The organism is Amycolatopsis sp. w19 (assembly GCF_051373225.1).
Classification (GTDB): domain Bacteria; phylum Actinomycetota; class Actinomycetes; order Mycobacteriales; family Pseudonocardiaceae; genus Amycolatopsis; species Amycolatopsis japonica.
Window position 1 is genome coordinate 43,146 of the sequence record NZ_JBPQFM010000031.1, and the last position, 22,322, is coordinate 65,467.

Annotated in this window: 24 protein-coding genes; 4 read left to right on the forward strand and 20 right to left on the reverse strand. The window is 69.5% G+C overall.

The window, feature by feature from the left end:
- Window positions 1–127 precede the first annotated feature (127 nt).
- The 18 genes from ACSMFO_RS36630 to ACSMFO_RS36715 all read right to left on the reverse strand — a co-directional run bounded on the left by ACSMFO_RS36630 (window position 128) and on the right by ACSMFO_RS36715 (window position 15,543).
- Window positions 128–1,063: a FliA/WhiG family RNA polymerase sigma factor gene (locus ACSMFO_RS36630; protein ID WP_038509885.1), complete on the reverse strand. Its 936-nt coding sequence runs from the start codon at window positions 1,061–1,063 to the stop codon at window positions 128–130.
- Window positions 1,064–1,083: 20 nt separating this feature from the next.
- Window positions 1,084–2,079: a tyrosine recombinase XerC gene (locus tag ACSMFO_RS36635; protein ID WP_436462134.1), complete on the reverse strand. Its 996-nt coding sequence runs from the start codon at window positions 2,077–2,079 to the stop codon at window positions 1,084–1,086.
- Window positions 2,080–2,184: 105 nt separating this feature from the next.
- On the reverse strand, window positions 2,185–3,324 hold the full coding sequence (gene dprA / locus ACSMFO_RS36640; RefSeq protein WP_436462135.1) for a DNA-processing protein DprA: 1,140 nt from the start codon (window positions 3,322–3,324) through the stop codon (window positions 2,185–2,187).
- A complete protein-coding gene (locus ACSMFO_RS36645) occupies window positions 3,321–4,832 on the reverse strand; it encodes a YifB family Mg chelatase-like AAA ATPase (RefSeq protein WP_436462136.1) in 1,512 nt (503 codons plus the stop codon). The genes dprA and ACSMFO_RS36645 overlap by 4 nt, the downstream gene beginning before the upstream one ends.
- Window positions 4,833–5,219, reverse strand: coding sequence for a YraN family protein (locus tag ACSMFO_RS36650; RefSeq protein ID WP_038509877.1), 387 nt, complete (start codon window positions 5,217–5,219; stop codon window positions 4,833–4,835).
- A gap of 243 nt (window positions 5,220–5,462) precedes the next feature.
- Entirely contained in the window at window positions 5,463–5,786 is a 324-nt protein-coding gene (locus ACSMFO_RS36655) for a DUF2469 domain-containing protein (protein ID WP_003096226.1), read from the reverse strand.
- Window positions 5,783–6,562, reverse strand: a complete 780-nt coding sequence (locus ACSMFO_RS36660) for a ribonuclease HII (RefSeq protein ID WP_038509873.1) — start codon at window positions 6,560–6,562, stop codon at window positions 5,783–5,785. Before ACSMFO_RS36660 ends, ACSMFO_RS36655 begins: the two co-directional genes overlap by 4 nt.
- A gap of 58 nt (window positions 6,563–6,620) precedes the next feature.
- Entirely contained in the window at window positions 6,621–7,550 is a 930-nt protein-coding gene (gene lepB / locus ACSMFO_RS36665) for a signal peptidase I (protein WP_038509871.1), read from the reverse strand.
- Between the two features lie 31 nt (window positions 7,551–7,581).
- Window positions 7,582–7,950, reverse strand: a complete 369-nt coding sequence (rplS, locus tag ACSMFO_RS36670) for a 50S ribosomal protein L19 (RefSeq protein ID WP_005154717.1) — start codon at window positions 7,948–7,950, stop codon at window positions 7,582–7,584.
- A gap of 184 nt (window positions 7,951–8,134) precedes the next feature.
- Window positions 8,135–8,899: a tRNA (guanosine(37)-N1)-methyltransferase TrmD gene (gene trmD / locus ACSMFO_RS36675; RefSeq protein WP_436462137.1), complete on the reverse strand. Its 765-nt coding sequence runs from the start codon at window positions 8,897–8,899 to the stop codon at window positions 8,135–8,137.
- Entirely contained in the window at window positions 8,899–9,411 is a 513-nt protein-coding gene (rimM, locus tag ACSMFO_RS36680; protein ID WP_037342315.1) for a ribosome maturation factor RimM, read from the reverse strand. The genes trmD and rimM overlap by 1 nt, the downstream gene beginning before the upstream one ends.
- A gap of 16 nt (window positions 9,412–9,427) precedes the next feature.
- Entirely contained in the window at window positions 9,428–9,667 is a 240-nt protein-coding gene (locus tag ACSMFO_RS36685) for an RNA-binding protein (RefSeq protein ID WP_003103110.1), read from the reverse strand.
- Window positions 9,664–10,110 (reverse strand): 30S ribosomal protein S16, encoded by a 447-nt coding sequence (gene rpsP, locus ACSMFO_RS36690; RefSeq protein WP_037342314.1) that lies wholly within the window; start codon window positions 10,108–10,110, stop codon window positions 9,664–9,666. The genes ACSMFO_RS36685 and rpsP overlap by 4 nt, the downstream gene beginning before the upstream one ends.
- A gap of 157 nt (window positions 10,111–10,267) precedes the next feature.
- On the reverse strand, window positions 10,268–11,086 hold the full coding sequence (locus ACSMFO_RS36695; RefSeq protein WP_436462138.1) for a CPBP family intramembrane glutamic endopeptidase: 819 nt from the start codon (window positions 11,084–11,086) through the stop codon (window positions 10,268–10,270).
- A gap of 57 nt (window positions 11,087–11,143) precedes the next feature.
- On the reverse strand, window positions 11,144–11,893 hold the full coding sequence (locus ACSMFO_RS36700) for a CPBP family intramembrane glutamic endopeptidase (protein ID WP_436462148.1): 750 nt from the start codon (window positions 11,891–11,893) through the stop codon (window positions 11,144–11,146).
- Window positions 11,894–11,938: 45 nt separating this feature from the next.
- Window positions 11,939–13,012, reverse strand: coding sequence for an amidohydrolase family protein (locus tag ACSMFO_RS36705; protein WP_436462139.1), 1,074 nt, complete (start codon window positions 13,010–13,012; stop codon window positions 11,939–11,941).
- Window positions 13,013–13,015: 3 nt separating this feature from the next.
- Entirely contained in the window at window positions 13,016–14,554 is a 1,539-nt protein-coding gene (ffh, locus tag ACSMFO_RS36710) for a signal recognition particle protein (protein ID WP_038509855.1), read from the reverse strand.
- A gap of 107 nt (window positions 14,555–14,661) precedes the next feature.
- Window positions 14,662–15,543: a hypothetical protein gene (locus tag ACSMFO_RS36715; RefSeq protein WP_436462140.1), complete on the reverse strand. Its 882-nt coding sequence runs from the start codon at window positions 15,541–15,543 to the stop codon at window positions 14,662–14,664.
- 211 nt (window positions 15,544–15,754) lie between these two features.
- On the opposite strand from ACSMFO_RS36715, the gene ACSMFO_RS36720 reads away from it, so the two are divergent.
- From ACSMFO_RS36720 to ACSMFO_RS36735, 4 genes are read left to right on the forward strand one after another with little or no spacing between them, the layout of a single operon-like run.
- Window positions 15,755–18,079, forward strand: coding sequence for a HAMP domain-containing protein (locus ACSMFO_RS36720; protein ID WP_436462141.1), 2,325 nt, complete (start codon window positions 15,755–15,757; stop codon window positions 18,077–18,079).
- Window positions 18,076–19,257, forward strand: coding sequence for a poly-gamma-glutamate synthase PgsB (pgsB, locus tag ACSMFO_RS36725; RefSeq protein WP_038509851.1), 1,182 nt, complete (start codon window positions 18,076–18,078; stop codon window positions 19,255–19,257). Before ACSMFO_RS36720 ends, pgsB begins: the two co-directional genes overlap by 4 nt.
- Window positions 19,257–19,739 carry a poly-gamma-glutamate biosynthesis protein PgsC/CapC gene (locus ACSMFO_RS36730; RefSeq protein WP_038509849.1) on the forward strand — a complete coding sequence of 161 codons (483 nt, stop codon included), beginning with the start codon at window positions 19,257–19,259 and terminating at the stop codon, window positions 19,737–19,739. The genes pgsB and ACSMFO_RS36730 overlap by 1 nt, the downstream gene beginning before the upstream one ends.
- Window positions 19,740–19,747: 8 nt before the next feature.
- Window positions 19,748–20,752 carry an NlpC/P60 family protein gene (locus tag ACSMFO_RS36735; protein WP_436462142.1) on the forward strand — a complete coding sequence of 335 codons (1,005 nt, stop codon included), beginning with the start codon at window positions 19,748–19,750 and terminating at the stop codon, window positions 20,750–20,752.
- A gap of 246 nt (window positions 20,753–20,998) precedes the next feature.
- Here ACSMFO_RS36735 and ACSMFO_RS36740 read toward each other — a convergent pair whose 3' ends face one another.
- Window positions 20,999–21,838, reverse strand: a complete 840-nt coding sequence (locus ACSMFO_RS36740) for a Ku protein (protein WP_436462143.1) — start codon at window positions 21,836–21,838, stop codon at window positions 20,999–21,001.
- A gap of 50 nt (window positions 21,839–21,888) precedes the next feature.
- Complete coding sequence (locus tag ACSMFO_RS36745; RefSeq protein WP_038509843.1) at window positions 21,889–22,260, reverse strand: hypothetical protein; 372 nt, start codon at window positions 22,258–22,260, stop codon at window positions 21,889–21,891.
- Between the last annotated feature and the right edge of the window lie 62 nt (window positions 22,261–22,322).

The window sequence follows — 22,322 nt, forward strand, 5'->3', positions numbered from 1 at the left end:
CTTCGTGTGTCCTAGCGGAGGACACGCGTGATTGGGGGCCGCACACACGTGATTGGACGGCGCACACACGTGATTGGGGAGCGAACACGCGTGATTGGAGGCGGGACTCGCCGTGGCGCGTGGGGGGCTAGGCCTGCTCGACCAGTTTGGCGCGCAGCCGCATGACGGCGCGGGTGTGCAGCTGGCTGACCCGTGACTCGGTGACGCCGAGGACCTTGCCGATCTCGGCGAGCGTCAGGCTCTCGAAGTAGTAGAGACCGACCACGATCCGGTCGCGTTCGGTGAGCTGCGCGATCGCCTGCGCCAGCTGGCGGCGGTTGTCCTGGTCGACCAGGACGGCCACCGGGTCGACGGCGCCGTCGTCGGGCAGGGTGTCGACCAGCGAGCCGCTGTCCTTGCCCGCTGCGACGAGGTCTTCCAGTGCGATGACGCTGGTCAGCTGCATCTGCCCGTAGAACTCGCGCAGATCGTCGACGCTGATTTCGAGCTCGGCCGCGAGTTCGGCGTCGGTCGGTGTGCGGTTCAGCCGGGCGCCGAGGCGTTCCAGGGCGCGCTCGGCCTCGCGGGCCTTGCTGCGGACCGCCCTCGGTACCCAGTCCTGGGACCGGAGATCGTCGAGGATCGCGCCCCGGATGCGCTGCATGGCGTAGGTCTCGAACCGCAGCCCTCTGGCGGGTTCGAACTTCTCGATCGCGTCGACCAGGCCGAAGATCCCGGACTGGATCAGGTCACCGACGTCGACGTGGGTCGGCAGCCCGGTGCCGACCCGGCCGGCGACGTACTTGACGAGCGGGGCGTAGTGCAGCACGAGCCGGTCGCGCACGACCTGGTCCGGCGACTCGGTGAACTCCCGCCACAGCGCCTGGATCCCGGCGTCCACCTCGTAGCCGGTCCGTGCTTCGGGTGCGACGGCAGGACCGTCCCCGCCGGGACGATGTTTCCCGGCGGCTTCGGTGACATGTGGGTCGGCGGTCATCGGACCGCCGTTCTCAGCATGCGACTCAGCGTGGTCTCCGTGCTCGTGCGGATGCGCGTGCGCCGCCGGTCCGGGCCGCCGGGTCACCTGCCGAGTTCTCCCCGGCATCATCGGGCCCGGGGGTGCGCGCGGTCGTGGATCGCCTTCAGCCGATCGACGGTCACATGAGTGTAGAGCTGCGTTGTAGCCAGCGTAGCGTGACCAAGCAGTTCCTGAACGCTTCGAAGATCAGCGCCGCCTTCGAGCAGATGGGTGGCCGCTGAATGCCTCAGGCCGTGCGGCCCCATGTCGTTCGCGCCCGGCACCGAACCGACGGCGTCGTGGACGATCCGCCGGGCCGCCCGCGGGTCGAGCCTGCCGCCCCGCGCCCCCAGGAAGAGCGCCGCTTTCCCCGGCTCCTTCGTTTCGACGGCGAGCTTTCCCCTGCCCTCGTCCAGCCATGCCCGCAAGGCCGTTTCGGCGGGGACGCCGAACGGCACGACACGTTCCTTGCCACCCTTGCCCAGTACGAGCACGACCCGGCGGGAGAAGTCGACGTCGCCCACATCCAGCCCGCACAGTTCCGAGACGCGTACGCCGGTCGCGTAGAGCAGTTCCACGATGGCACTGTCCCTCAAAGCCACCGGGTCGCGCTGTTCGGCACCGGCGGCTGAGAAGCGCATGACGTCACTCGCCTGCTCCGCGCGGAGGACCCCGGGAAGCTTGCGGTGCGCGCGGGGCGCCACCAGGCGTCCACCCGGATCCGACGCGAGGGCCCCGCCTCGGTGGGCCCAGGCGGTGAAGGTGCGGGCCGCCGCAGCACGCCTCGCCAGCGTCGTCCGGCTGGCCCCTTCTTCGCGTTGCCGGGCGAGCCAGCCGCGCAGTGTGCCGATGTCGAGTTCCTCGAACCGGCCGCCGTTCCCGTCGACGAATCCCAGCAGCGACACCACGTCGCCGAGGTAGGCACGCACGGTGTGCGCGGAGAGCCCTCGTTCCAGGGAAAGGTGCCGCTCGTAGTCGTCGATCAGCTTCCGGACAGGCTCCGGCAGCGCGGCACGGGCGGCGCGCAGATCGGGTCTGCGGGCGCGTTTCCCCGTGCCGTGGGGACCTTCGGTCGACGGCATGCCGATCACGCTGCGCGATGTACGGCGGATGGTCAAGTATCGCCGCACCCTGTTGCGGTGTCCGTGGTCGGATCGTGCCGGGATGGCGCCTCAGGTGTAGGCCAGTCAGGTCTTGGCAGCTCGTTTTCGCCACCCTGCGTCACTCCTTTCCGCGAAGCCGTCGAGTTCCAGTTCGGGAAGCAGCGAGCGGACGCGTTCGACCGGGATGCCCGACTCGGCCGCGAGTCTTTCCTCGGGTCTCGCCGACCGCGTGGACAGGGCGTCGTGCACGCGCAGCGCCTCCGGACCGAGCCGATCGGTGCGGTGGCGCGGTTTCGACGGATCCGTCCCCTCCGCCCCGAACCGTCCGGCGGTCTCGAGGATTTCGTCGACCGAGGTCACCAGCGTGGCCTCGCCTTCGCGGATCAGCGCGTGGCAGCCGGCGGACATCCCCGACGAGACCGGGCCCGGCATGGCCATCACGACCTTGCCCAGGGCCCCGGCCGTACTCGCGGTGTTCCGCGCGCCGCTGCGCCTGCCCGCCTCGACCACGACGGTCCCTTCGGTGAGCGCCGCGATGAGCCTGTTCCGGACGAGGAACCGATGCCTCGCGGGCGTGGTGCCCGGCGGATACTCGCTGACCACCGCGCCGACCTTTCCGATGTTGCGCAACAAGGTCGCGTGCTGCGCCGGGTACTCGACGTCGGCTCCGCAGCCGAGCACGGCGACCGTCGTCCCGTCCGCGCTCAACGCGCCCCGGTGGGCGGCGCCGTCGATGCCGAACGCCGCTCCCGAGAACACCGGGATCCCCCGGCTCGCGAGGTGATAGCCCACTTCGGCCGCGTTGTGCTCGCCGTATCCGGTCGCCGCGCGGGCGCCGACGATCGCGATCGCCTGGTCGACCGCTTCGCCGAGCTTGACCGGACCGCGGACCCACAACGCCAGCGGAGGCGCCATGCCGGAAACGCCCCTGCCCTGCGCCACGGCCAGCGAAAGCAACGGCCAGGCAGGCCATTCGTCGTCTTCGGGGATGACGAGCCTGGTCTCGTCGGCCGCGGCGCGCTCCAGATCCCGCTCGGCGTAGTCGTGCACTCGCCGGGCGGCCGTCTCGTCGCGCACCTTCGGCGGGCAGTCGGCGCGACGCACCCGTTCCGCGGCGGCGACAGGGCCGAATTCGCCCACGAAACCGGCCAAAGCGGGTGCCGGGGGCTCGGCCACACGCAGGAGGTACGACCGGGCGAGGCGTTCGGCTTCGAGTTCACTCATCCGGATGACCTCTCCCGGAAGTTCAGCGCCGCCGCGACCTCGTCCGCCTCCGGCTTGTCGGCCCCCTTCAAATCGGCGAGCGTCCAAGCGATGCGAAGGCAGCGGTCGGCGCCGCGCGCGGTGATCGCGCCCCGCTCCAACGCGCGATCCAGCAGCGCCGTGACCTGCGACGGCAGGGCGAACTCGCGGCGCAGCGCGGGACCGGGCACTTCCGCGTTCGTGAGCCAGCCTTGCTCCGCCCAGCGTTTCCCGGCACGCTCGCGTGCCTCCAGCACCCGCTCCCGGACGGCCGCCGACGCCTCGGGCGGCTCGCTCAGATGCGCGCTGAGCGCGGACAGCGGGCGCAGCCGAACCCGCAGATCCACCCGATCGAGTAATGGCCCGGACAGGCGGCCCAAGTAGCGCCTTCGCACGGTCGCCGAGCATGTGCAGTCGGCGTCCTTCGCCGGAGCGCAAGGGCAGGGGTTGGTCGCCAAGACCAACTGGAAACGTGCCGGGTACCGCACGGCGCCCTTGACCCTCGCGATCCGCACTTCGCCCTCTTCGAGCACCGTGCGCAGCGACTCCAGCCGCTCCTGGCCGAACTCGCACACCTCGTCGAGGAACAGGATTCCCCGGTGCGCGCGGCTGATCGCGCCGGGCACGGCCAGGCCGCTTCCGCCGCCGATCAGGGCGGGCACGCTGATCGAATGATGCGGCGCGACGAACGGCGGCACGGTGACGAGCGGTTCGGCGCGGGAGAGCGAACCGTCGATCGAATGCACCGCTGTCACTTGCAGCGACTCTTCGGCGGTCAGTCGCGGAAGCAGACCGGGAAGGCGTTTCGCGAGCATCGTCTTGCCCACCCCGGGCGGGCCGGTCATGAGCAGGTGATGCCCACCGGCCGCGGCCACCTCAAGCGCCCATCGCGCTTCCGGCTGCCCTACGACGTCGGCGAGGTCGGGTACCTGTGGCGGCGCCTGGACGACGGACGGTTCGGGGAGGGTGAGCTCCCCTTCGCCTTTGAGCCAGTCCACGAAGTCGCTCAGCCGCGCTACTCCACCGACCTCCAGCCCGTCCACAAGAGCGGCTTCGAACAGCGACTCGGCGGGAACGACGGCCCGTCCGTACCCGGCGTTGCGCGCCGCCAGCAGCCCCGGCAGGACCCCGCGGACCGCCCGTACCCAGCCGTCGAGGGCGAGCTCACCGAGCAGCACGGTGTTCAGCAGTTTCGTCGCGGGAACCGAGCCGGTGGCGGCCATGACCGCCGCTGCGATCCCCAGGTCGTAGCCGGACCCCACCTTCGGGAGATTCGCCGGCGACAGGCCGAGGATCACCCTCTCGTCCGGCCAGGTCCGCCCGGAATTGCGCACGGCGGAACGGACCCTGTCCTTGGCCTCTTTCAGCCCGGTGTCGGGGAGGCCGACCATCGTCACCTTCGGCGATCCGCCGCCGATGTCGGCCTCGATCTCGATCATCCTGCCCTCGACGCCGAGAAGCGCGACCGACCAGGCCTTCGCCAGCGCCATTCAGAACGCCGCCTTGATATGCCGCACCCTAGGCGGGGCGTCAGGCGAGGCGACGATCGCGATGATGTCGTAGCGGACCGGGGCCCAGCGGAGCATGAACTTGCGCTGCCATTGATAAGCGAGACGGCGGATGCGATCCGCCTTGTCCGGGGTCACCGCCTCGGCCGGGGTGCCGAAACCCAGCCCCGTCCTTGTCTTCACCTCGCAGAAGACGAGGCGTTTCCTGTCGGTCGCGATGAGATCCAGTTCGCCGTCACGACAACGCCAGTTGCGGCTCAGGACGACATAGCCCCTCTTCTCCAGATGCCGGACCGCGAGGTCCTCTCCCCAGCGGCCCAGTTCGATCCGTGGTGCCCCGGCGGGCGGCTGTTCGGCCGTGCTCGTCATCTCGATCCCCCTCAGCGATCGTCACAGTGCGTGTGCGATCAACGCTGCCAGGGTGAGGGGGTGGGGGACAGACCTGATTTGGGCGCCTGTGGACAACCGGGGTGTTGTGGATGGTTCGGCCGCCATGGGGGCTTGTCGGGCGGGATCGTCGGTGGGCTGTGCTATGTGGCCCCGGGCAGAAACGTGAAGGCCCTCTTCACGGCGCCAAACGCCGTGAAGAGGGCCTTCACGTACTTAGGGGGATCAGCCTGAGAACGGTCCGTCTTCCGGCAGCCGGAGATCCGGTTTGTCGAGTTCCTCGACGTTGACGTCCTTGAACGTGATGACCCGGACGTGCTTGACGAACCGGGCGGGCCGGTACATGTCCCAGACCCACGCGTCGGACATGCGGACCTCGAAGTACACCTCGCCGCCGCCGTCGCGCACCTGCACGTCGACGGCGTTGGCCAGATAGAACCGCCGCTCGGTCTCCACCACGTACGAGAACTGGCCGACTATGTCGCGATACTCGCGGTAAAGCGAGAGCTCCATCTCGGTCTCGTACTTCTCGAGATCCTCTGCGCTCATGAAATCCGCGCCCCTCCTCGCGATTTTGCTGCTGTTCCAGCGGCGGAGCGTTCATTGTTACCCACGTACGGGCCGAGGGCACGTATCGGCACGCTCGGGTTTTCCAGTGCCGCGACGGTCAGCACGACCGGGTGAGGCGGCCGCACCCGGTGCGCGGCGGCCGCGGTGGCCACGTTGGCGTACGACCAGCGATGGACCGGACTCGGACCGTGAGTGTCCAGCGCGGCGCCGTGGTCGGTGGTGCTGTACCCCTTGTGCACGTCGAAACCGTAGTGCGGGTGGACGTCGTGCAGGTCGCTCATGATCCGGTCCCTGGTGACCTTCGCCAGCACGGAAGCCGCCGCGACGCACGCGACGGCCTTGTCGCCTTTGATCACCGGGACACTCGGAGCGGGCAGCCCGGACACACGGAACCCGTCGGTCAGGACGTAACCGGGCGTGTTCCGCAGCGCCGAGACGGCTCGCCGCATGCCTTCGAGGTTCATGACGTGGATGCCGAACAGGTCGACCTCGGCCGCCGGGATGACGATGACCGAGTAGTCGACGGCTCGCTGGACGACCCGGTCGTACACCCGGTCACGGGCCTTGGCCGTGAGCACCTTCGAGTCGGTGAGCTCGGGCAAGCGGGCGGCATCACCGGGACGCAGGACGCAGGCGGCCACGACGAGCGGGCCGGCGCAAGCACCGCGCCCTGCCTCGTCGACTCCGGCGACGGGCCCGAGGCCCCGCCGGTCCAGCGCACCCTGCAAACCCCAGAAGAGGTCGCCACGCACCACTGCCCGCGGCGGCCGAAGCGGCTCGGCCGGTGTGAGCGGTACAGGAACTCTCAAGGCCCTACCGCCTCCGGTCGACCGCCTTGCGCACTCCGGCCGACATCCGCCTGCCGAGGAAGAGCACGGGCCACGCCGCGGCGATACCGACTCCCAAGGGGAGCCCCTGCTGCCAAGCCGGGGCGCCGAGCGCCAGCGGCTGAGCGTTCGCCTGCGGGTTGTGGTCCGAAACGCCACCCCAGCGGCCGGGCGGGAGCACGATGACCCGTGCCTTGCCGATGATGTTGTCCACCGGGACGGCACCGTTGACCCCACCGCCACCCTGGATACGGGAGTCGCTGGAGTTGTTGCGGTTGTCGCCCATCACCCAGACGTAGCCGGCGGGCACCTTGACCGGCTCGAACGTCCGCTCGGTGGGGGCCATGCCCTCTTCCCAGTGGACGTACGGCTCGTCGAGTGCCTTGCCGTCGACGACGACGCGGTTGTTGTCGCAGCATTGGACCGTCTGGCCGCCGACCGCGATGATCCGCTTGACGAAGTCGCGCTCGTCCGGCGGCGCGAACCCGATCAGGGAACCCAGCGTGCGGAATCCGGTGACGAAGATGTTGCTGGACTCCGGCGTGTCGATCTCGCCGACCCAGGCGGGCGGGCCCTTGAAGACCACCACGTCGCCAGGGCCGGGATCGGTGAAGTCGTACGTGATCCGGTCGACCAGGATCCGGTCGCCCGTGCATCCCGAGCAGCCGTGCAAAGTGGTCTCCATCGATCCCGAGGGGATCATGTAGACCTTGGCGAGGAACTGCTGGATCAAGATCGTCAGCACGAGCGCGACGACGATCAGGATCGGCAGTTCCTTCCAGAACGACCGCTTCTTGTTGACCTTGCCGAATTTCTTGGAACCGGATCGGCCCCGGCGGGAGGCCCGCGTGGGGCGCTCCTCTTCGGGGCGATCGGGCTCGTCTTCGGAGGTGTTCTGGGACACGGGTTCGACCACGACGCCAGGTTACCTGTAACCGGGTGGCTACCTACTTGGCGGAGGTCGTCTCGCGGTTTTCGCGGCGTTCCTTGATCTTGGCGGCCTTGCCGCGCAGCTCGCGGAGGTAGTACAGCTTCGCCCGGCGGACGTCGCCGCGCTTGAAGACCTCGACCTCGGCGATGTTCGGCGAGTGCACCGGGAAGGTGCGCTCCACGCCGATGCCGAACGACACCTTGCGGACCGTGAAGGTCTCGCGGATGCCGCCGCCCTGGCGACGCAGCACGACGCCCTGGAAGATCTGGTTGCGCTCGCGGTTGCCCTCGATGACGCGGACGTGAACCTTGAGCGTGTCGCCCGGTCGGAAGTCCGGGATGTCGGAACGCAGTGACTGCGCGTCCAGCGCGTCCAGGGTGTTCATCGGTGGTCCGTCCTCGTCTTCGTATGGCTTACGTGCAGCTTGGGCGCGCAGTGTCGGGCACTGCGACCTCCCCGGGGGCTGATGGCGTTCCGGCGAACCTCGCGGCCTTGACTCGTACTGACAGCACCTGTCAAGTTATCGCGCGTCCGCTCACGCCAACCTGTCAAGTATTGCAGACCAGGAATCAGGTGTTCGACCCGGCCTGGTCGCTGCCCTCGTCCAACCGGTCGAGGACCTTGAGATCGTGCTTGTCGAGACTACCTTCCGGCAGCAGGCCGATCAGTTCGGGCCTGCGCCGGACGGTGCGTTCCAGCGCCTGGTCGCGGCGCCAGCGGTCGATCAGCGCGTGGTTTCCCGAGCGCAGCACGTCGGGTACGGCCAGGTCGCGCCAGACCTCCGGCCGGGTGTAGCTGGGGCCTTCGAGCAGCCCGTCGGAGAACGAGTCCTCCTCGGCGGAGCGGGAGTTGCCGAGCACCCCGGGCAGCAGCCGGACGACGGCCTCGACCATCACCAGCACCGCCGCCTCGCCGCCGACCAGCACGTAGTCGCCGATGGAGACCTCGTCGACGGGCATCCGCCGCGCGGCGTCGTCGATCACCCGCTGGTCGATGCCCTCGTAGCGGCCGCAGGCGAACACCAGGTGTTCCTCGGCGGCGTACTGGTGGGCCATGGCCTGGGTGAAGGGCCGTCCGGCGGGGGTCGGGACCACGAGGCGGGTGTTCTCGCCGCAGATCTCGTCCAGGGCGGGGCCCCAGATCTGCGGTTTCATCACCATGCCGGGCCCTCCGCCGTACGGGGCGTCGTCGACGGCGCGGTGGACGTCGTGCGTCCAGTTCCGCAGGTCGTGGACGCCGACCTCGATGAGGCCGCGGTCGATCGCGCGCCCGAGCAGCGCGGCGCGGAGCGGATCGAGGTATTCGGGGAAGATCGTGACGACGTCGAGGCGCATCAGGCGTCCAGCAGGCCTTCCGGCGGGTCGAGGACCACGCGGCCGCCCGCGACGTCGACGGCCGGGACGATCGCCTTCACGAACGGCACCAGCACCTCACGTCCGTCGTGCTCGATCGACAGCAGTTCACCGGCGGGCGAATGCACGATTTCGAGCACCTTGCCGACGACGGTGCCGTCGGCGAGTTCGGCCCGCAGGCCTTCGAGTTCGTGGTCGTAGAACTCGTCGGGGTCTTCGGTCGGCGGCAGTGTCGAGGTGTCGGCGATCAGCAGCGCGCCGCGGAGGGTCTCCGCGACGTCCCTGGTCAGCACCTCTTCGAAACGCACCAGCAGCCGCCCGCTGTGTTCGCGGGCGGCTGCGATGGTGAGGTCTCTGCTGCTGCCGTCACGCAGCTTCGTCGTGACGGCCGAACCGACCGCGAACCGCTGTTCCGGCGAGTCCGTGCGCACGTCCACCGCGAGTTCCCCGCGGATTCCGTGCGCCTTGGCGATACGGCCGACTACGACGTCCATCCCGTTCAGTCCTTGGTCAGCGATCGGTGTCGACGACGTCCACGCGGACGCCGCGGCCACCGATGCCGCCCATGACGGTGCGCAGGGCGGTCGCGGTACGACCGCCCCGGCCGATCACCTTGCCGAGATCGTCGGGGTGCACGTGCACCTCGAGCGTGCGGCCACGGCGAGTGGTCAGCAGCTCGACCCGGACCTCGTCCGGGTTGTCGACGATCCCGCGCACCAGGTGCTCGAGGGAGTCAGCGAGGAAGCTCACGCCTCGGCCTTGTCACCCTCGGCGGCTTCGGCCTTCTCGGCCTCGGCCTTCTTCGGGGCGGACTTCTTCTTCGGCGTGGTGGCTTCGGCGGAGGCCGAGTCACCGGCGGCCGCGAGCGCGGCGTTGAACAGGTCCTGCTTCGACGGCTTCGGCTCGGCGACCTTCAGGGTGCCCTCGGCGCCCGGGAGACCCTTGAACTTCTGCCAGTCACCGGTGATCTCGAGGATGCGCTGGACCGGCTCGGTCGGCTGGGCGCCGACGGACAGCCAGTGCTGGGCCCGCTCGGTGTCGACCTCGATGAAGCTCGGCTCTTCCTTGGGGTGGTACTTGCCGATCGTCTCGATGGCCTTGCCATCACGGCGGGTGCGCGCGTCGGCGACGATGATGCGGTAGTACGGCGCACGGATCTTGCCGAGACGCTGCAGCTTGATCTTGACGGCCACGGGTGTGGGTACTCCTCAGTTCTCTCTGATGCATGTGGAAGGCGCACGCCAGCCGAGTGGGGACACGGCTGCGCACACCCGAAGGGTGAGCTCGGGCGCGGTGAGAGGGTCCGGCCAAAGCAGGCAAGCGTACATTCTGCCAGACGCCGACCGGCCGTCAGAACGCGGCTATCCCGAGCGACGCGAGCAGGATGGTCACGGCCGGGAGGAAGTTGTTCACCTGGTGGGCGACCACGCTGCCGAGCAGCCGCCCGGTGAACACCCTGGCCAGCCCGATCGGGATCGCGATCACCAGCAGCAACGTGGTGCGCAGCGGTTCGAGGTGGCTCGCCGCGAAAACGGCCGTGGAGACCAGGAACGCCGCGATCCTCCCCCAGCGTTCGGTGCGCCAGGTCAATCGCTCGACCGCGCCCCACAGGAGGCCGCGGTAGATGATCTCCTCGCAGATCGGCCCGACCAGCCACAGGTAGATGAACATGACGACGGCGGCCGAGACCGACATCCGCCGATCCTCGACGAGCGCGCTGATCGCCGAGGTCGCGTTCTCGTTGCCCACGACCTGCGTCCAGGCCCAGGCGGCGAGCGAGGTGAACCCGAGCCCGAGCACCCCGAGTTTGAGGCCGACCTTGACGTCGGCCCAGCTCCAGCCGATCCGCAGGTCGATGAACGGGCCGTTGCCCCGCAGCCGGGTGATCAGCAGCGCCACGCCCGCCGCGATCATCGTCGGCAGCATGGTGCCGAGCAGCACCATGCGCATCGGCAGGGGCTGGCCGGGCTGGACGTCGCCGAGCAGGACGCTGATGAACGCCGCCGACGCCAGCAGGACGGCCTCCACCAGGAGGAAGGCCCCGAATCCCCAGCGATGCGGCGGTGGCGTGCCGGGCGCGGCCACCTCACCTCCGGCACTGACTTCTTCTGGGAGCTCATCCGGCGGCGCGGCCTCGGGGATCGGCTCCCTGGGCTGAGATACGGTCACGCCGATCCTCCGGTGATCGTTCGGTTACTCAAAGACTCTAACCGCCTGGACCGGCGATCACCTCGCCGCGAAGAGCAATACAGCCGGTGGGAGGTTGTTGGCCGCGTGCGCGATCACGGAAGCGCTCACCCGGCCGGACAGATAACGGGCCAGACCGATGGCGATGCCCTGGCCGAACAACGCGATCGTGCGCGCGGCCTCCCCGTGCAACTGGGCGAACACCAGAGCGGTGACCAGCAGGATCACCCAGGAAGGCAGGCGGTGGAAGCCCATGGCGTTCCACAGCGTGCCGCGGAAGAGCAGTTCTTCGGTGACCGGAGCGGCGAGGACGACGATGACCGCGGCCAGCACCAGCCAGATCGTGTCGCCTTCGGTGGTTCCCGACAGTTCGGTGATCGGCCCGGGCGAGACGTCGGAGAAGGCCCGGTCGTCGCTGTCGGTCCCGTAGACGGCCAGCAGGAGCAGGTTGAGGAGATAGCCGGCGGCGAGAGCGGCGGCTCCGCAGGCGAGCCCGATCCGGACGTCGCGCCACGTGGGCTTGAGTCCGAAGTCCGCGCGAAGACCCTGGCCCCAGACGCGTGAACCGACCGCGGGGCCGAGGCCGAGCACGAGGGTCGGCAGGAACGCGAGGATCAGCAGCGGGCCGACGTCACGGAGTTCGAGCGGGTCGTAGCCGCCGAAGCGGCCCGACATCAGGAAGCTCATGACGAGCGTGACGAGGTGGTATCCGGCGATGCCCGCGAAGAACGCTACGAATCCCCAGTGCGCTCCGAGTACCAGACGCTCGCGAGCCTGCCCGTCGTCCACCACGCCTCCACGCTAGGTACCGCTCCCGTCACGGATGGAGTCGGGTCAGGCGTAGATCTTGCCACGCAGCACGATGTGGCTCGGATGGCGGAGCACCGCGAGATCCTCACGCGGATCGGACGGGTAAACGAGCAGGTCGGCCGAAGCGCCATCGACGATTCCCGGTACGCCGAGCCAGTCGCGAGCCGCCCACGAAGCCGAAGCGAGCGCCTGCTCCGCGGACATGCCCGCCTTGTGCAGTGCCTCGATCTCGTCGACGAGCCTGCCGTGCTCGACCATGCCGCCCGCGTCGCTTCCCGCGTACACCTGGACGCCGGCCTCGATCGCCGTCGAGACCATCTCCCCCACGCCGGCGTGCAGCGCCCGCATGTGGTCCGCGTACACCGGGTACTTGCCCGCCTTGTCCGCGATGCCGGGGAAGTTCTCGATGTTGATCAGGGTCGGCACGAGCGCGATTTCCCGCTCGGCGAGGACGCCCAGCTGGTCCGCCGAGAGCTCCGTGCCGTGTTCGAGGCAGTCGATCCCCGCGTCGATGAGACCGGGCAACGCGGCTTGGCCGAACACGTGCGCCGTTACCTTGGCGCCCTCGGCGTGCGCGACCGCGATGGCTTCGGCGAGCACGTCGTCAGGCCAGAGCGGCGCGAGATCGCCGATGCCCCGGTCGATCCAGTCGCCGACGAGTTTGACCCAGCCGTCGCCGTCACGGGCCTGTTCGGCGACCGCCTTCGGCAGCTGGGAAGGGTCTTCGAGTTCGATACCGAGGCCGGGGATGTAGCGCTTGCGCAGGGCGAGATGCCGTCCGGCGCGGATGATCCGCGGCAGATCGGCCCGTTCCTGCAACGGCCGGACGTCGATCGGCAGCCCGCAGTCGCGGATCAGCAGCGTCCCGGCGTCGCGATCGGTGATCGCCTGCTCGGTGGCCTCTTCGAGGGTGGTCGCGCCACCGACCCCGATACCGGGATGGCAATGCGCGTCGACCAGTCCGGGAACGAGAAAGCCTTCCCGGACAACGGTTTCCGCCCCGGCGACCGGTTCGGTCGTGATCCGGCCACCGGTGACCCACAGCCCACGGTGCTCGCCGTCCGGCAGGACGACACCCGCCAGGTGCAGCGCCTCCACGGGCTACTTGTCCTTCGGCAGCTTGAACTTCTTCGGGTCGAACCCGGGTACGTCGTTCATGCCGCCGAGCTGCGAAAGGTCGGGCATCCCCCCACCGGGCATCCCGCCGCCCGGGGGCAGCATCGGCATACCGCCGGGGAAGCCGCCGCGGACCTTGGGCTGCGTCGGGCCGCGCCCCTTGCCCTTCTTCCCCTTCTTGCCCTTGCGGTTCTTGCTGCCGCCGCCTCCGCCGCCGAAGCCGAAGCGGCCCGCCATCTGCGCCATCATCTTGCGCGCTTCGAAGAACCGGTTGACCAGGTCGTTGACGTCGCGGACGGCGACACCGGACCCCTTCGAGATCCGCACGCGGCGCGAAGCGTTGATGATCTTCGGGTCGGCCCGCTCGGCGGGGGTCATCCCGCGGATGATCGCCTGCAGCTTGTCGAGCTGTTTGTCGTCGACCTGCGCGAGCTGGTCCTTCATCTGCCCGGCGCCCGGCAGCATGCCGAGCAGATTGCCGATCGGGCCCATCTTGCGGACCGCGAGCATCTGCTCGAGGAAGTCTTCGAGGGTGAGCTGGCCGCTGCCGAGCTTGGCCGCGGTCTGCTCGGCCTTCTCCTGGTCGAAGTGCTGCTCGGCCTGCTCGATGAGGCTGAGCACGTCACCCATGCCGAGGATCCGGCTGGCCATCCGGTCCGGGTGGAAGAGGTCGAAGTCTTCGAGCTTCTCGCCGTTGGAGGCGAACAGGATCGGCTGGCCGGTGACCTGGCGGACCGACAGCGCGGCACCACCGCGGGCGTCACCGTCGAGCTTGGTGAGCACGACGCCGGTGAAGCCGACGCCGTCGCGGAAGGCTTCGGCCGTGGTGACCGCGTCCTGACCGATCATCGCGTCGACGACGAACAGCGTCTCGTCCGGAGAAACGGCGTCGCGGATGTCCGCGGCCTGCTTCATCAGCTCTTCGTCGACGCCCAGACGGCCGGCGGTGTCGACGAGGACGATGTCGTGCTGGGCGCGCTTGGCCTCGTCGATGGCGCGGCGGGCGACGTCGACCGGGTCGCCGACGCCGTTCCCGGGCTCGGGCGCGAAGACCGCGACCCCGGCCCGCTCTCCGACGACCTGCAGCTGCGTGACGGCGTTGGGACGCTGGAGGTCACACGCGACCAGCATCGGCGCGTGGCCCTGTTTCTTCAGCCACATCGCGAGCTTGCCCGCGAGCGTCGTCTTACCGGCACCCTGCAGACCCGCGAGCATGATGACCGTCGGCGGGTTCTTCGCGAACGTGAGCCGCCTGGTCTCGCCGCCGAGGATGGTGACGAGTTCCTCGTTGACGATCTTGATGACCTGCTGCGCCGGGTTCAGCGCGCCGTGCACCTCGGCGCCCTTGGCGCGCTCCTTGATCCGGGCGATGAAGTCCTTGACCACAGACAGCGCGACATCCGCCTCGAGCAGCGCGATCCGGATCTCGCGCGCGGTGGCGTCGATGTCGGCGTCGGAGAGCCTGCCCTTGCGAGACAGCGTCTGCAGGGCGGACGTGAGCCGATCGGAGAGGGTGTCGAACACGGGTGTGCACGCTCCAGCTGGGTCGTTGTGGCTCGCCGGTACGAACCGGCGGCTTCCCAGGGTAGTCGGTGTCCGAGGCCGGCGTTGACACGGTTGCGAAGACCCGTTCAGGCTTTGCGAAGGTCGGCTTCGACCAAAGCCCGGATGACGTTCGCGGTGCCGGCTTCCCGGACGGTGCGGCTCATCTCGACATGCAGGAAGACCGTGCCGTCCTTCGCCGCCGCCTTGCCCTGCACGTTCTTCGTCCCTTCCAATGCCCCGCACGACGACGCCCAGGCCCGGCAGACGTCGAGACCGGCGGCTTCGAGCCGATCCGCGGCGCGGTGGGCGGGCGGGCCGGCGACGGTCGCGCCGGACGAGAGCACGATGTCGTCGTCGGGCAGGTTCTGGTCGTCGAAGCCGTGCAGCTGGATCTGCGGCAGCCCCCGTCCGGCGAGGGTGGTGGCGACCACGTGGAACACGGAATCCACCTCGTGCGCGACGTCCGCGCGGCCGTCGTCCGCCTTGCGGTGCGCGCCCGCGATCAGCAGCACCGCGCCCGGCACCTGGCGGAAGTAGTCGAGACCGAACGACTCGGTCCGCAGATCCGACACGGGATGCGGGACCTCGACGGCCAGCGACGGCGGGGCCGACCGGTCGATCAGGTACATACCCCAGGATCGCTCGGTACCGGATTCGTTCACCGCGACCGTGTAAGGCCGCCCGGTCTGCCGGTCCGTCCCGTCGCGTACCGCGAATCCGAGCTTCCCGAGGCTCGCCGTTCCCTCGGGAGAGGCGTCCAGCAACGCGGCGAAACCGGCCGCGGCCGTCCGGCGTTCACCCGCCCCGGGTGACCGGTAGTCCTGCTCAGCGGAAAGCGACGACGTGAATCCGGCGAGCAGTGAACTCAGGTCGGCCTCCGGGTCGAGAGGGGGTCGCTGTGACTCGTCGTCACCGAGGACCAGCACGAGGGTCAGCACCAAGGCCAGAGCCAGAGCGACACTGGTCACGCTGAGCAACATTCGAGTTCGGCCGATCACCACCCGGACTCTACTGACTGACCCGAATGGGTACTGCCAGGTGCATTTTGCCGACACTCGGCGGAGTTGTAACGTCCTCACTAACACTTTTGATACCTCGGTGTGACCTGATCGGGAACACGTTTCGCTACTGGCCGACGTGCGCCGCGAACCAGCCGATTACCGAAAGACACGAGGGCCAGTGAAGCGGCAGAAGGACCAGCCCGACCCCGCGGCGCGCCTGCGCGACCAGATCCCGGAGGCGGGTTTCCCCCGAGGTGTGGGGGTGGCGTCCGCCACCACCTTCGTCCTCCTTGTGATGATCGCGGCCTTCACCGCCGTCTACCTGTCGACGGCCGGACCGCTCTCACTGCTCCGCGCCGACTCGGGCGGGCAGCTCCCGGACGAGGTCACCGCGGGGCGGCAACGCGCGACCGCCGCCCTCGCCCAATCGTTGGCCACGTCGGCCACCTCGGCGGCGGGGGACCTCCGCGTCGCCACCGATTCCGGCGTCTTCGACAACGGCGGCGACGACGCCGTGCTCGCCCGCCTCGGCAAGACCTACCCGGACTGGCGTGGAATCGCCGTGTTCGATCCCGCCGCGAAACGGGTCGTGGCCACCCACGGCGAGCCGGTCGCGGTCGAAAACCTCCGTGGCGTCGACGTCACGAACCTCACCGTCCGCCCGATCGCCCGGCCCGGCGACAGCCCCCTCGTCCTCACCGCCCTGCCGCTCACCGGCGACCGCGCAGGCAGGCTCCTCGTCGTCTCGACGCCGCTGCGCGGTCTTTCGGCGGAACTCGACAAGGGCCCCGTGCGGCAGATCCGGCTGGTCACCCCGGACGGCGTGCCGCTCTTCTCGTCCGGGAACGAAGTGCCCGCGACCGACCGCGTCGCACAGGATCTGCTCGCCCGCGCCTCCACGGCCGCCGCGGCCGGGGAATCGGGGGTGCTCAGCGGCACCGCGACGGATTCGGGCGAGCGGCTCGCACCGGTCGTGTCCTACGCCCCGATCACCTCGGACGGCACCGCGGGCAGCCTGGGGCTGGCGGTCGTCACGCTCAGCCGGTTCCCGGTCGAACCGGCGCCGGCGCGGTGGCCGGGTCTGCTGCCGGCGGCCGCGCTGCTGGTCCTCGCCGTCGCCGGGTTCGTGCTGTTGCGGAGCGCCGTCGTCAAGCCGATCCTCCGTCTGCGCGCCGACGCCCTCGCGGTCGCGGCAGGCTCGCTCGACGAACCGGTACGGCAATCGAGGATCCGCGAAGTGAACCGGCTGACCCGCGCGGTCGAACGGTACCGGTCGAAACTGGCCAGGCGCAGACCCCGCGACAAGGTGAAGCCGGTGGTCTCCGCGCAGGTGATCGTCGCCGTCGTCACGCTCGCGCTGCTCGGCTGGTCGGTCGCCGTCGCCGCGACCTTGGGCCGCCAGCACGCCACGGTCTCCCCCGCCGTGCTCGGCGAGTACGGCGGCCGCGTCACGCATTCGGCGGAGACCCTGCGCCGCAGCCTCGCCCAGGGGCTCGGCGACCTGCGCTCCGTCGCCCGGCTCGGTTCGGCGGAACGGCCGGACCGGCTGAACGGCATGCTCGAACGGCTCGCCGAGGACGAAAACCGGTTCCGGAGCGTCTACGTCACCGACGAAGAAGGCAACGTAGTTCACCAAGCAGGGCGCGAATCGCTGCGCGATCCCGGGAAGCTGCCCGACGGCTCGGGTATCCACCAGCACAACACCAGCGGCCGGGTGCCCGTGGTGTACGCCTTCGCACGTCTCCCGGACTCCGGCAAGGTCGTGGTCGGCGAGTACGACATCCCGAGGATGGCGTCGGTGCTCGGCTCGGCGGGTGGTCGCGTACGCGTCGTCGACGAAGGCAAGCGCACCATCGCCGACACCCAGGGCTATCTGGCCTTCTCCGAACTCACCGACTCCGTGCTGGTCAAGAACGTCACCACCGCGCAGTCCGGCGAGGACGCCCGCGAAAGCACCGATTCGTCGTTGGTGGTCGCGAGCCGCCTCGCCGACGACGGCAGCGTCGCCGACCTGAACTGGGTCGTCGTCGCCGACCAGCCGGTCTCCTCACTCGGTGTCGCGGACAACACCGTCCGGTCGGGGGCCAGGGTCGCCGCGCTCCTCACGGCGGTCGTCGCCCTGATGCTGTTCGCCTGGCATCTGCTGGTCGTCGTCCGGCCATTGCGGCGGGTGGCCGAATCCGCCGTGCCCATCGCGAAGGGCGTCGGGATGGGCGCCGTGGTCTATCCCCAGCGCCAGGACGAGATCGGCACCATCGCCTCCTGCGTCGAGATCTGCCGCCAGGCGCTGACCGATGGCAAGACGCGGCTCGGCGAGGTCCGGCGGCCTGCCGGAGCGGCGACCGACGAAACCAAACTGCTCCAGCGGATCGAGGACGAGCCGGTCCGCGGTCACCCCCGGCCGGTCCGGCGGCGCGAACCGCAGCCGCTGAAACCCCGCCCGCAGCCGCGGCGGCACCAGGGAAACCGGCGGCCCGAGCCGGCGGAACGGGGCCGGAAATGACCTTCCTCTACTTCGTGCTTCTCGTGGCGTCGTCGGCGATGCTCGCCGCGGGTATCGCCGAACAGCGCCGCCACTACCGGAACCTGCACAGCATCCCGACCCGGGTGCTGGTCAACGGCATCCGCGGGAAATCGTCGATCACCCGCCTCTGCGCGGGCGCACTGCGCGGCGGCGGTCTCGTGACGACCGCGAAGACGACCGGCACGGCGGCCAGGTTCATCCATCCCGACGGCAGCGAGGAGCCGGTCTACCGCAAGTTCGGCATCGCCAACGTCGTCGAGCAGATCGGCATCGTCCGCCGTGCCGCCGCGTACCGGCCGGACGCGCTGGTGATCGAGTGCATGGCGGTGATGCCGGATCTCCAGGAGATCAACCAGAGCAAGCTGATCCGGTCCACCATCGGCGTGCTGTGCAACGTCCGGGAGGACCATCTCGCCGAAATGGGCCCGACGCTGGACGACGTGGCGCGGTCACTGAGCCGGTCGATGCCGGTCGGCGGGATCTGCCTCACCGCGGAGAAGGACCGTCTCGCGATCCTCCAGGAGGAGGCCGACAAGCGGGACTGCCGTCTGATCGCCGTCGATCCGGAAAGCGTCACCGACGAGGAGATGCGCGGATTCGGCTGGATCACGTTCAAGGAGAACGTGGCGATCGCGCTGGCCGTGGCCGATCTGCTCAAGGTCAACCGGCGCCTCGCGCTCGAAGGGATGTGGGCCGCCCCGCCCGACCCCGGAGTGCTCCAGGTCCACCGCTATCGCGCCGGGCGGCGCCAGGTGCGCTTCGCGAACGTCTTCGCCGCGAACGATCCCGAATCGACCCTGATGAACATCGATCAGCTTCGCGCGCAGGGGGCGATCGCCGATCCGCTGCACGTGATCATCAACTGCCGCCCCGACCGCGTCGAACGCAACGGGCAGATGGGCGCGCTGATCCCGCGGGTCGCGCCGGAACGGGTGGTGCTGATCGGCGAGCCGACGCGCAGCGCCCGGATCGCGATCCCCGGCGAATGGCAGGACCGCGTCGTCGACCTCGGCGGCTCACGGCCTCCCGAGGAACTGCTGCGCAAGATCATCGGTGGCGTCGACCGGCAAGCGTCGCTGATCGCCATCGGCAACATCCACGGTCAGGGCGAACTGCTCATCGACGAACTCGCGAAACTGGAAACGATCGCCTCCTGATGCTCACCACTTCACTCTCCCCCGAGGTCGCCACCATCGGGCTCGCCATCGGGCTGCTGCTGTCGCTGGTCTGTTACCTGACCACGAACCTGTCCCCCGGCGGCATGATCACCCCTGGCTGGATCGCATTGACCATCGTCGAGGACTTCCGGCGGGCGGCGATCATCGTGCTGATGACCGCGCTGACCTACGTGGGCACCAAGATCCTGCAGCGGGTGGTGATCCTCTACGGCAAGCGCCTGTTCGCCGCGGTGGTCCTGCTGGGGGTCGTCCTGCAGACCACCCTGCTGCTCGTCCTGCAGGCCGACTTCCCGCTGCTGTTCGTGCACCAGACACTGGGCTTCGTGGTCCCCGGCCTGGTGGCCTACCAGCTGGTGCGGCAACCGCCGGCGGCGACCGTCCTCGCCACCGGGGGCGTGAGCCTCGCCAGTTACGCGATCCTGATCAGCGGGGTGCTGGTCGGGCTGGTTCCCACGTTGTGAGGACGTCGATGCGCAAAGCGATCCGGATCGGGGTGCTGGTCGCGGTGATCGGCGTGTCCGGGACGGCCGCGGTGTACGTCGCGAAGGAGGAGCCGCGGGACATCACCGCGGTGTCGGCGTCCGCGCCTCCCGGCGGCGACGCGGCGATCGGCGGGTACACCTACGAACGGCTCGAGAACCCCGCCCGGACGGTCGTCCGGGATTCCCTCGGCACCCAGCTGGCGTCCTTCACCGACGGGTCGCGCTCGGTGCTGCTGTCCGGCAAGAGCCGGACCTTCGCCGAACCGAAGTTCACCACGGTCACCGTCACGTCGTCGGCGTGGATCCGGTTCGCGCCCGAGCCGTGGAAAGCGGGTGCCGAGCGTGAGGGGTGGTTCCGCGACTGGTTGCCCAAGGCCCTCGGCGACACGTCACCGGATCTGCTGGCCATAGCCCTGCAGTACTCCGAAGGCGCCCCGCCCCAGACAACCAAGAAGCTTCGCGTAGCCGGTGACGCGTCCTTCGGGCCCGACAGTGCCGAAGGGCGGCTTGAAAAGTCCGACTTCTACGACTATCTCGGCGTCGACTGGGATTTCCCCGACAAACACGAAAAGGCGGAGCGCGCCCGGTTCGGTTCCCTCGACTGCTCGGGCTTCGTACGGATGGTCTACGGCTACCGCGCGGGTTACCCGCTGCTGGGAACCAACACGAAAGGGCCAGGTCTGCCGCGGCGCGCCTGGGCGATGTCGGAGCTCGGGCCGGGCACGACGTTGATCGAGGACGCCAGGAGGCAGGCCACGGACTACGCGGCCCTCCAGCCCGGCGATCTGCTGTTCTTCAACCTGGAGCCGGCGCTCGGGCCCCGGGTTTCGCATACCGGCATCTATCTCGGACTCGACAGTGACGGCAGGCGGCGAGTGCTGTCCAGCCGGAAGGTCGCCAACGGGCCGACCTTCGGCGACGCCGGTGGCACCTCGCTGATCGACGGCGAAGGCACCTACGCGAAGGCGTTCCGCGCGGCCAAGCGGCTCTAGCGCGCAAACAGGGCTCCGGGACCGATCGCCCCTCGCAGACCGGTACCGGAGCCCCTACGGAAGGCTCGCCTCCCCGCGAGCCGACCGTAAGCACACTTGGCGAGCTTCGCGGGACTCGGTATCGCCGGACCCCCAGTACCAGGCGATTCGCTGCCCGCGCTCTCTCCGCGCGATGGCATAACCATGCCCGGTCACCCTGGGGTCACGGCAGCGTGAAGACCCTCAACTCCCCCTGAGTAGATCTACTCAACTGGTCTTGGCCGACGACGAAGCCCGCTTCGCCCGCGTCCGCGCCTGGCGTGCCTTGTCCGCCGCGTCCTTGGCCTTCTCGACCGGGCCCTGCTGCAAGGCGGCCAGCAGCCGCGTCACACCTTCCGCCTGTTCGGCCGCGGTCGGCTGGAGGACGTCGTCGCCGTCCAGTTTGGCTTGGATGAGCGCTTCGAGCGCCTCACGGTAGCGATCGGTGTACCGGCCGGGCTCGAAATCCCGCGTGAGGTCTTCGATCAGCGAGACCGCGTTCCGCAGTTCCCCGCGCCGCAGATCGACGTCTTCGTGCAGGAACGGGAAGTCGGGCCGCCGGATCTCGTCGGGCCACAGCATCGTCTCGAGCAGAATGATCTGGTCCCGCACGCGCAGCGCGCCCAGCGTCTCGCGTTGCCGCAAGGTCACCTTGACGATGGCGATCCGCCCGGACTGCTGCAGCGCCTCGCTCAACAGCACGTAAGGCTTGGTGCCCGCCGGCTCCGGTTCCAGGTAGTAGCTGCGCGCGAAGTACATCGGGTCGACCTGGTCGGCCGGGGTGAAGCCGACGACGTCCATCGACTGGGTGGTCGGCGCGACCAGCGACGCGAAATCACCGGCGGTCAGCAGGACGACGTCGCCGTTGGGGACGGGGTACCCCTTCGCGATCTCGGCCGCGGGCACCTCGGCGCCGTCGACCTCGCAGACCCACTTCACCCGCACCCGGCCGCCGTCCGGCTCGTGCACCTGGTGGAGGGGGATGTTGTGCTCCTCGGTCGCGCTGTACGCCTTCACCGGAATGGCGTAGGTCCCGAATCCGATCGTGCCTTTCCACACCGCGCGCATGGCCCACCTCCGCCTGGTCAGCGTATCCACGCGCCGAAGCGGCGGGACAGCTACAAACGGGTGTCAGGGGCTACTGAATCGCTCACACATTCGAATGACGGACGCGATTCGGCGAGCGCCTCGGCCGAACAGTCGACAGCGGTGGCCGCCGCACGGAGCACTTCGGCGACCACCTCGACGTCGACCATCGGGGCGGTGGCCAGCGCGCCTTCTCCGCCCCCTTCGACCCGGCCCGCCATACCTTCGAGCGCGATGGCCAGCGCCTGCTGGCCCGCGACGAGGTGCCGGACCACTTTGAGCAGCTCGGGCACGGTCGCGGCGGGACCGGAGGCGGTGAGGGAGACGGCGAGATCGTCCGCGCATGCGCGGAGATGGGAGGCGACCACGGTCGGCGGCAGCGTGACACGTTGTGGACCGGGCACGCGCTCACCCCTTCCGGCTCCTTCAGGTCTCGACCGCGCACATCCTGCCACCGCCACCTTCC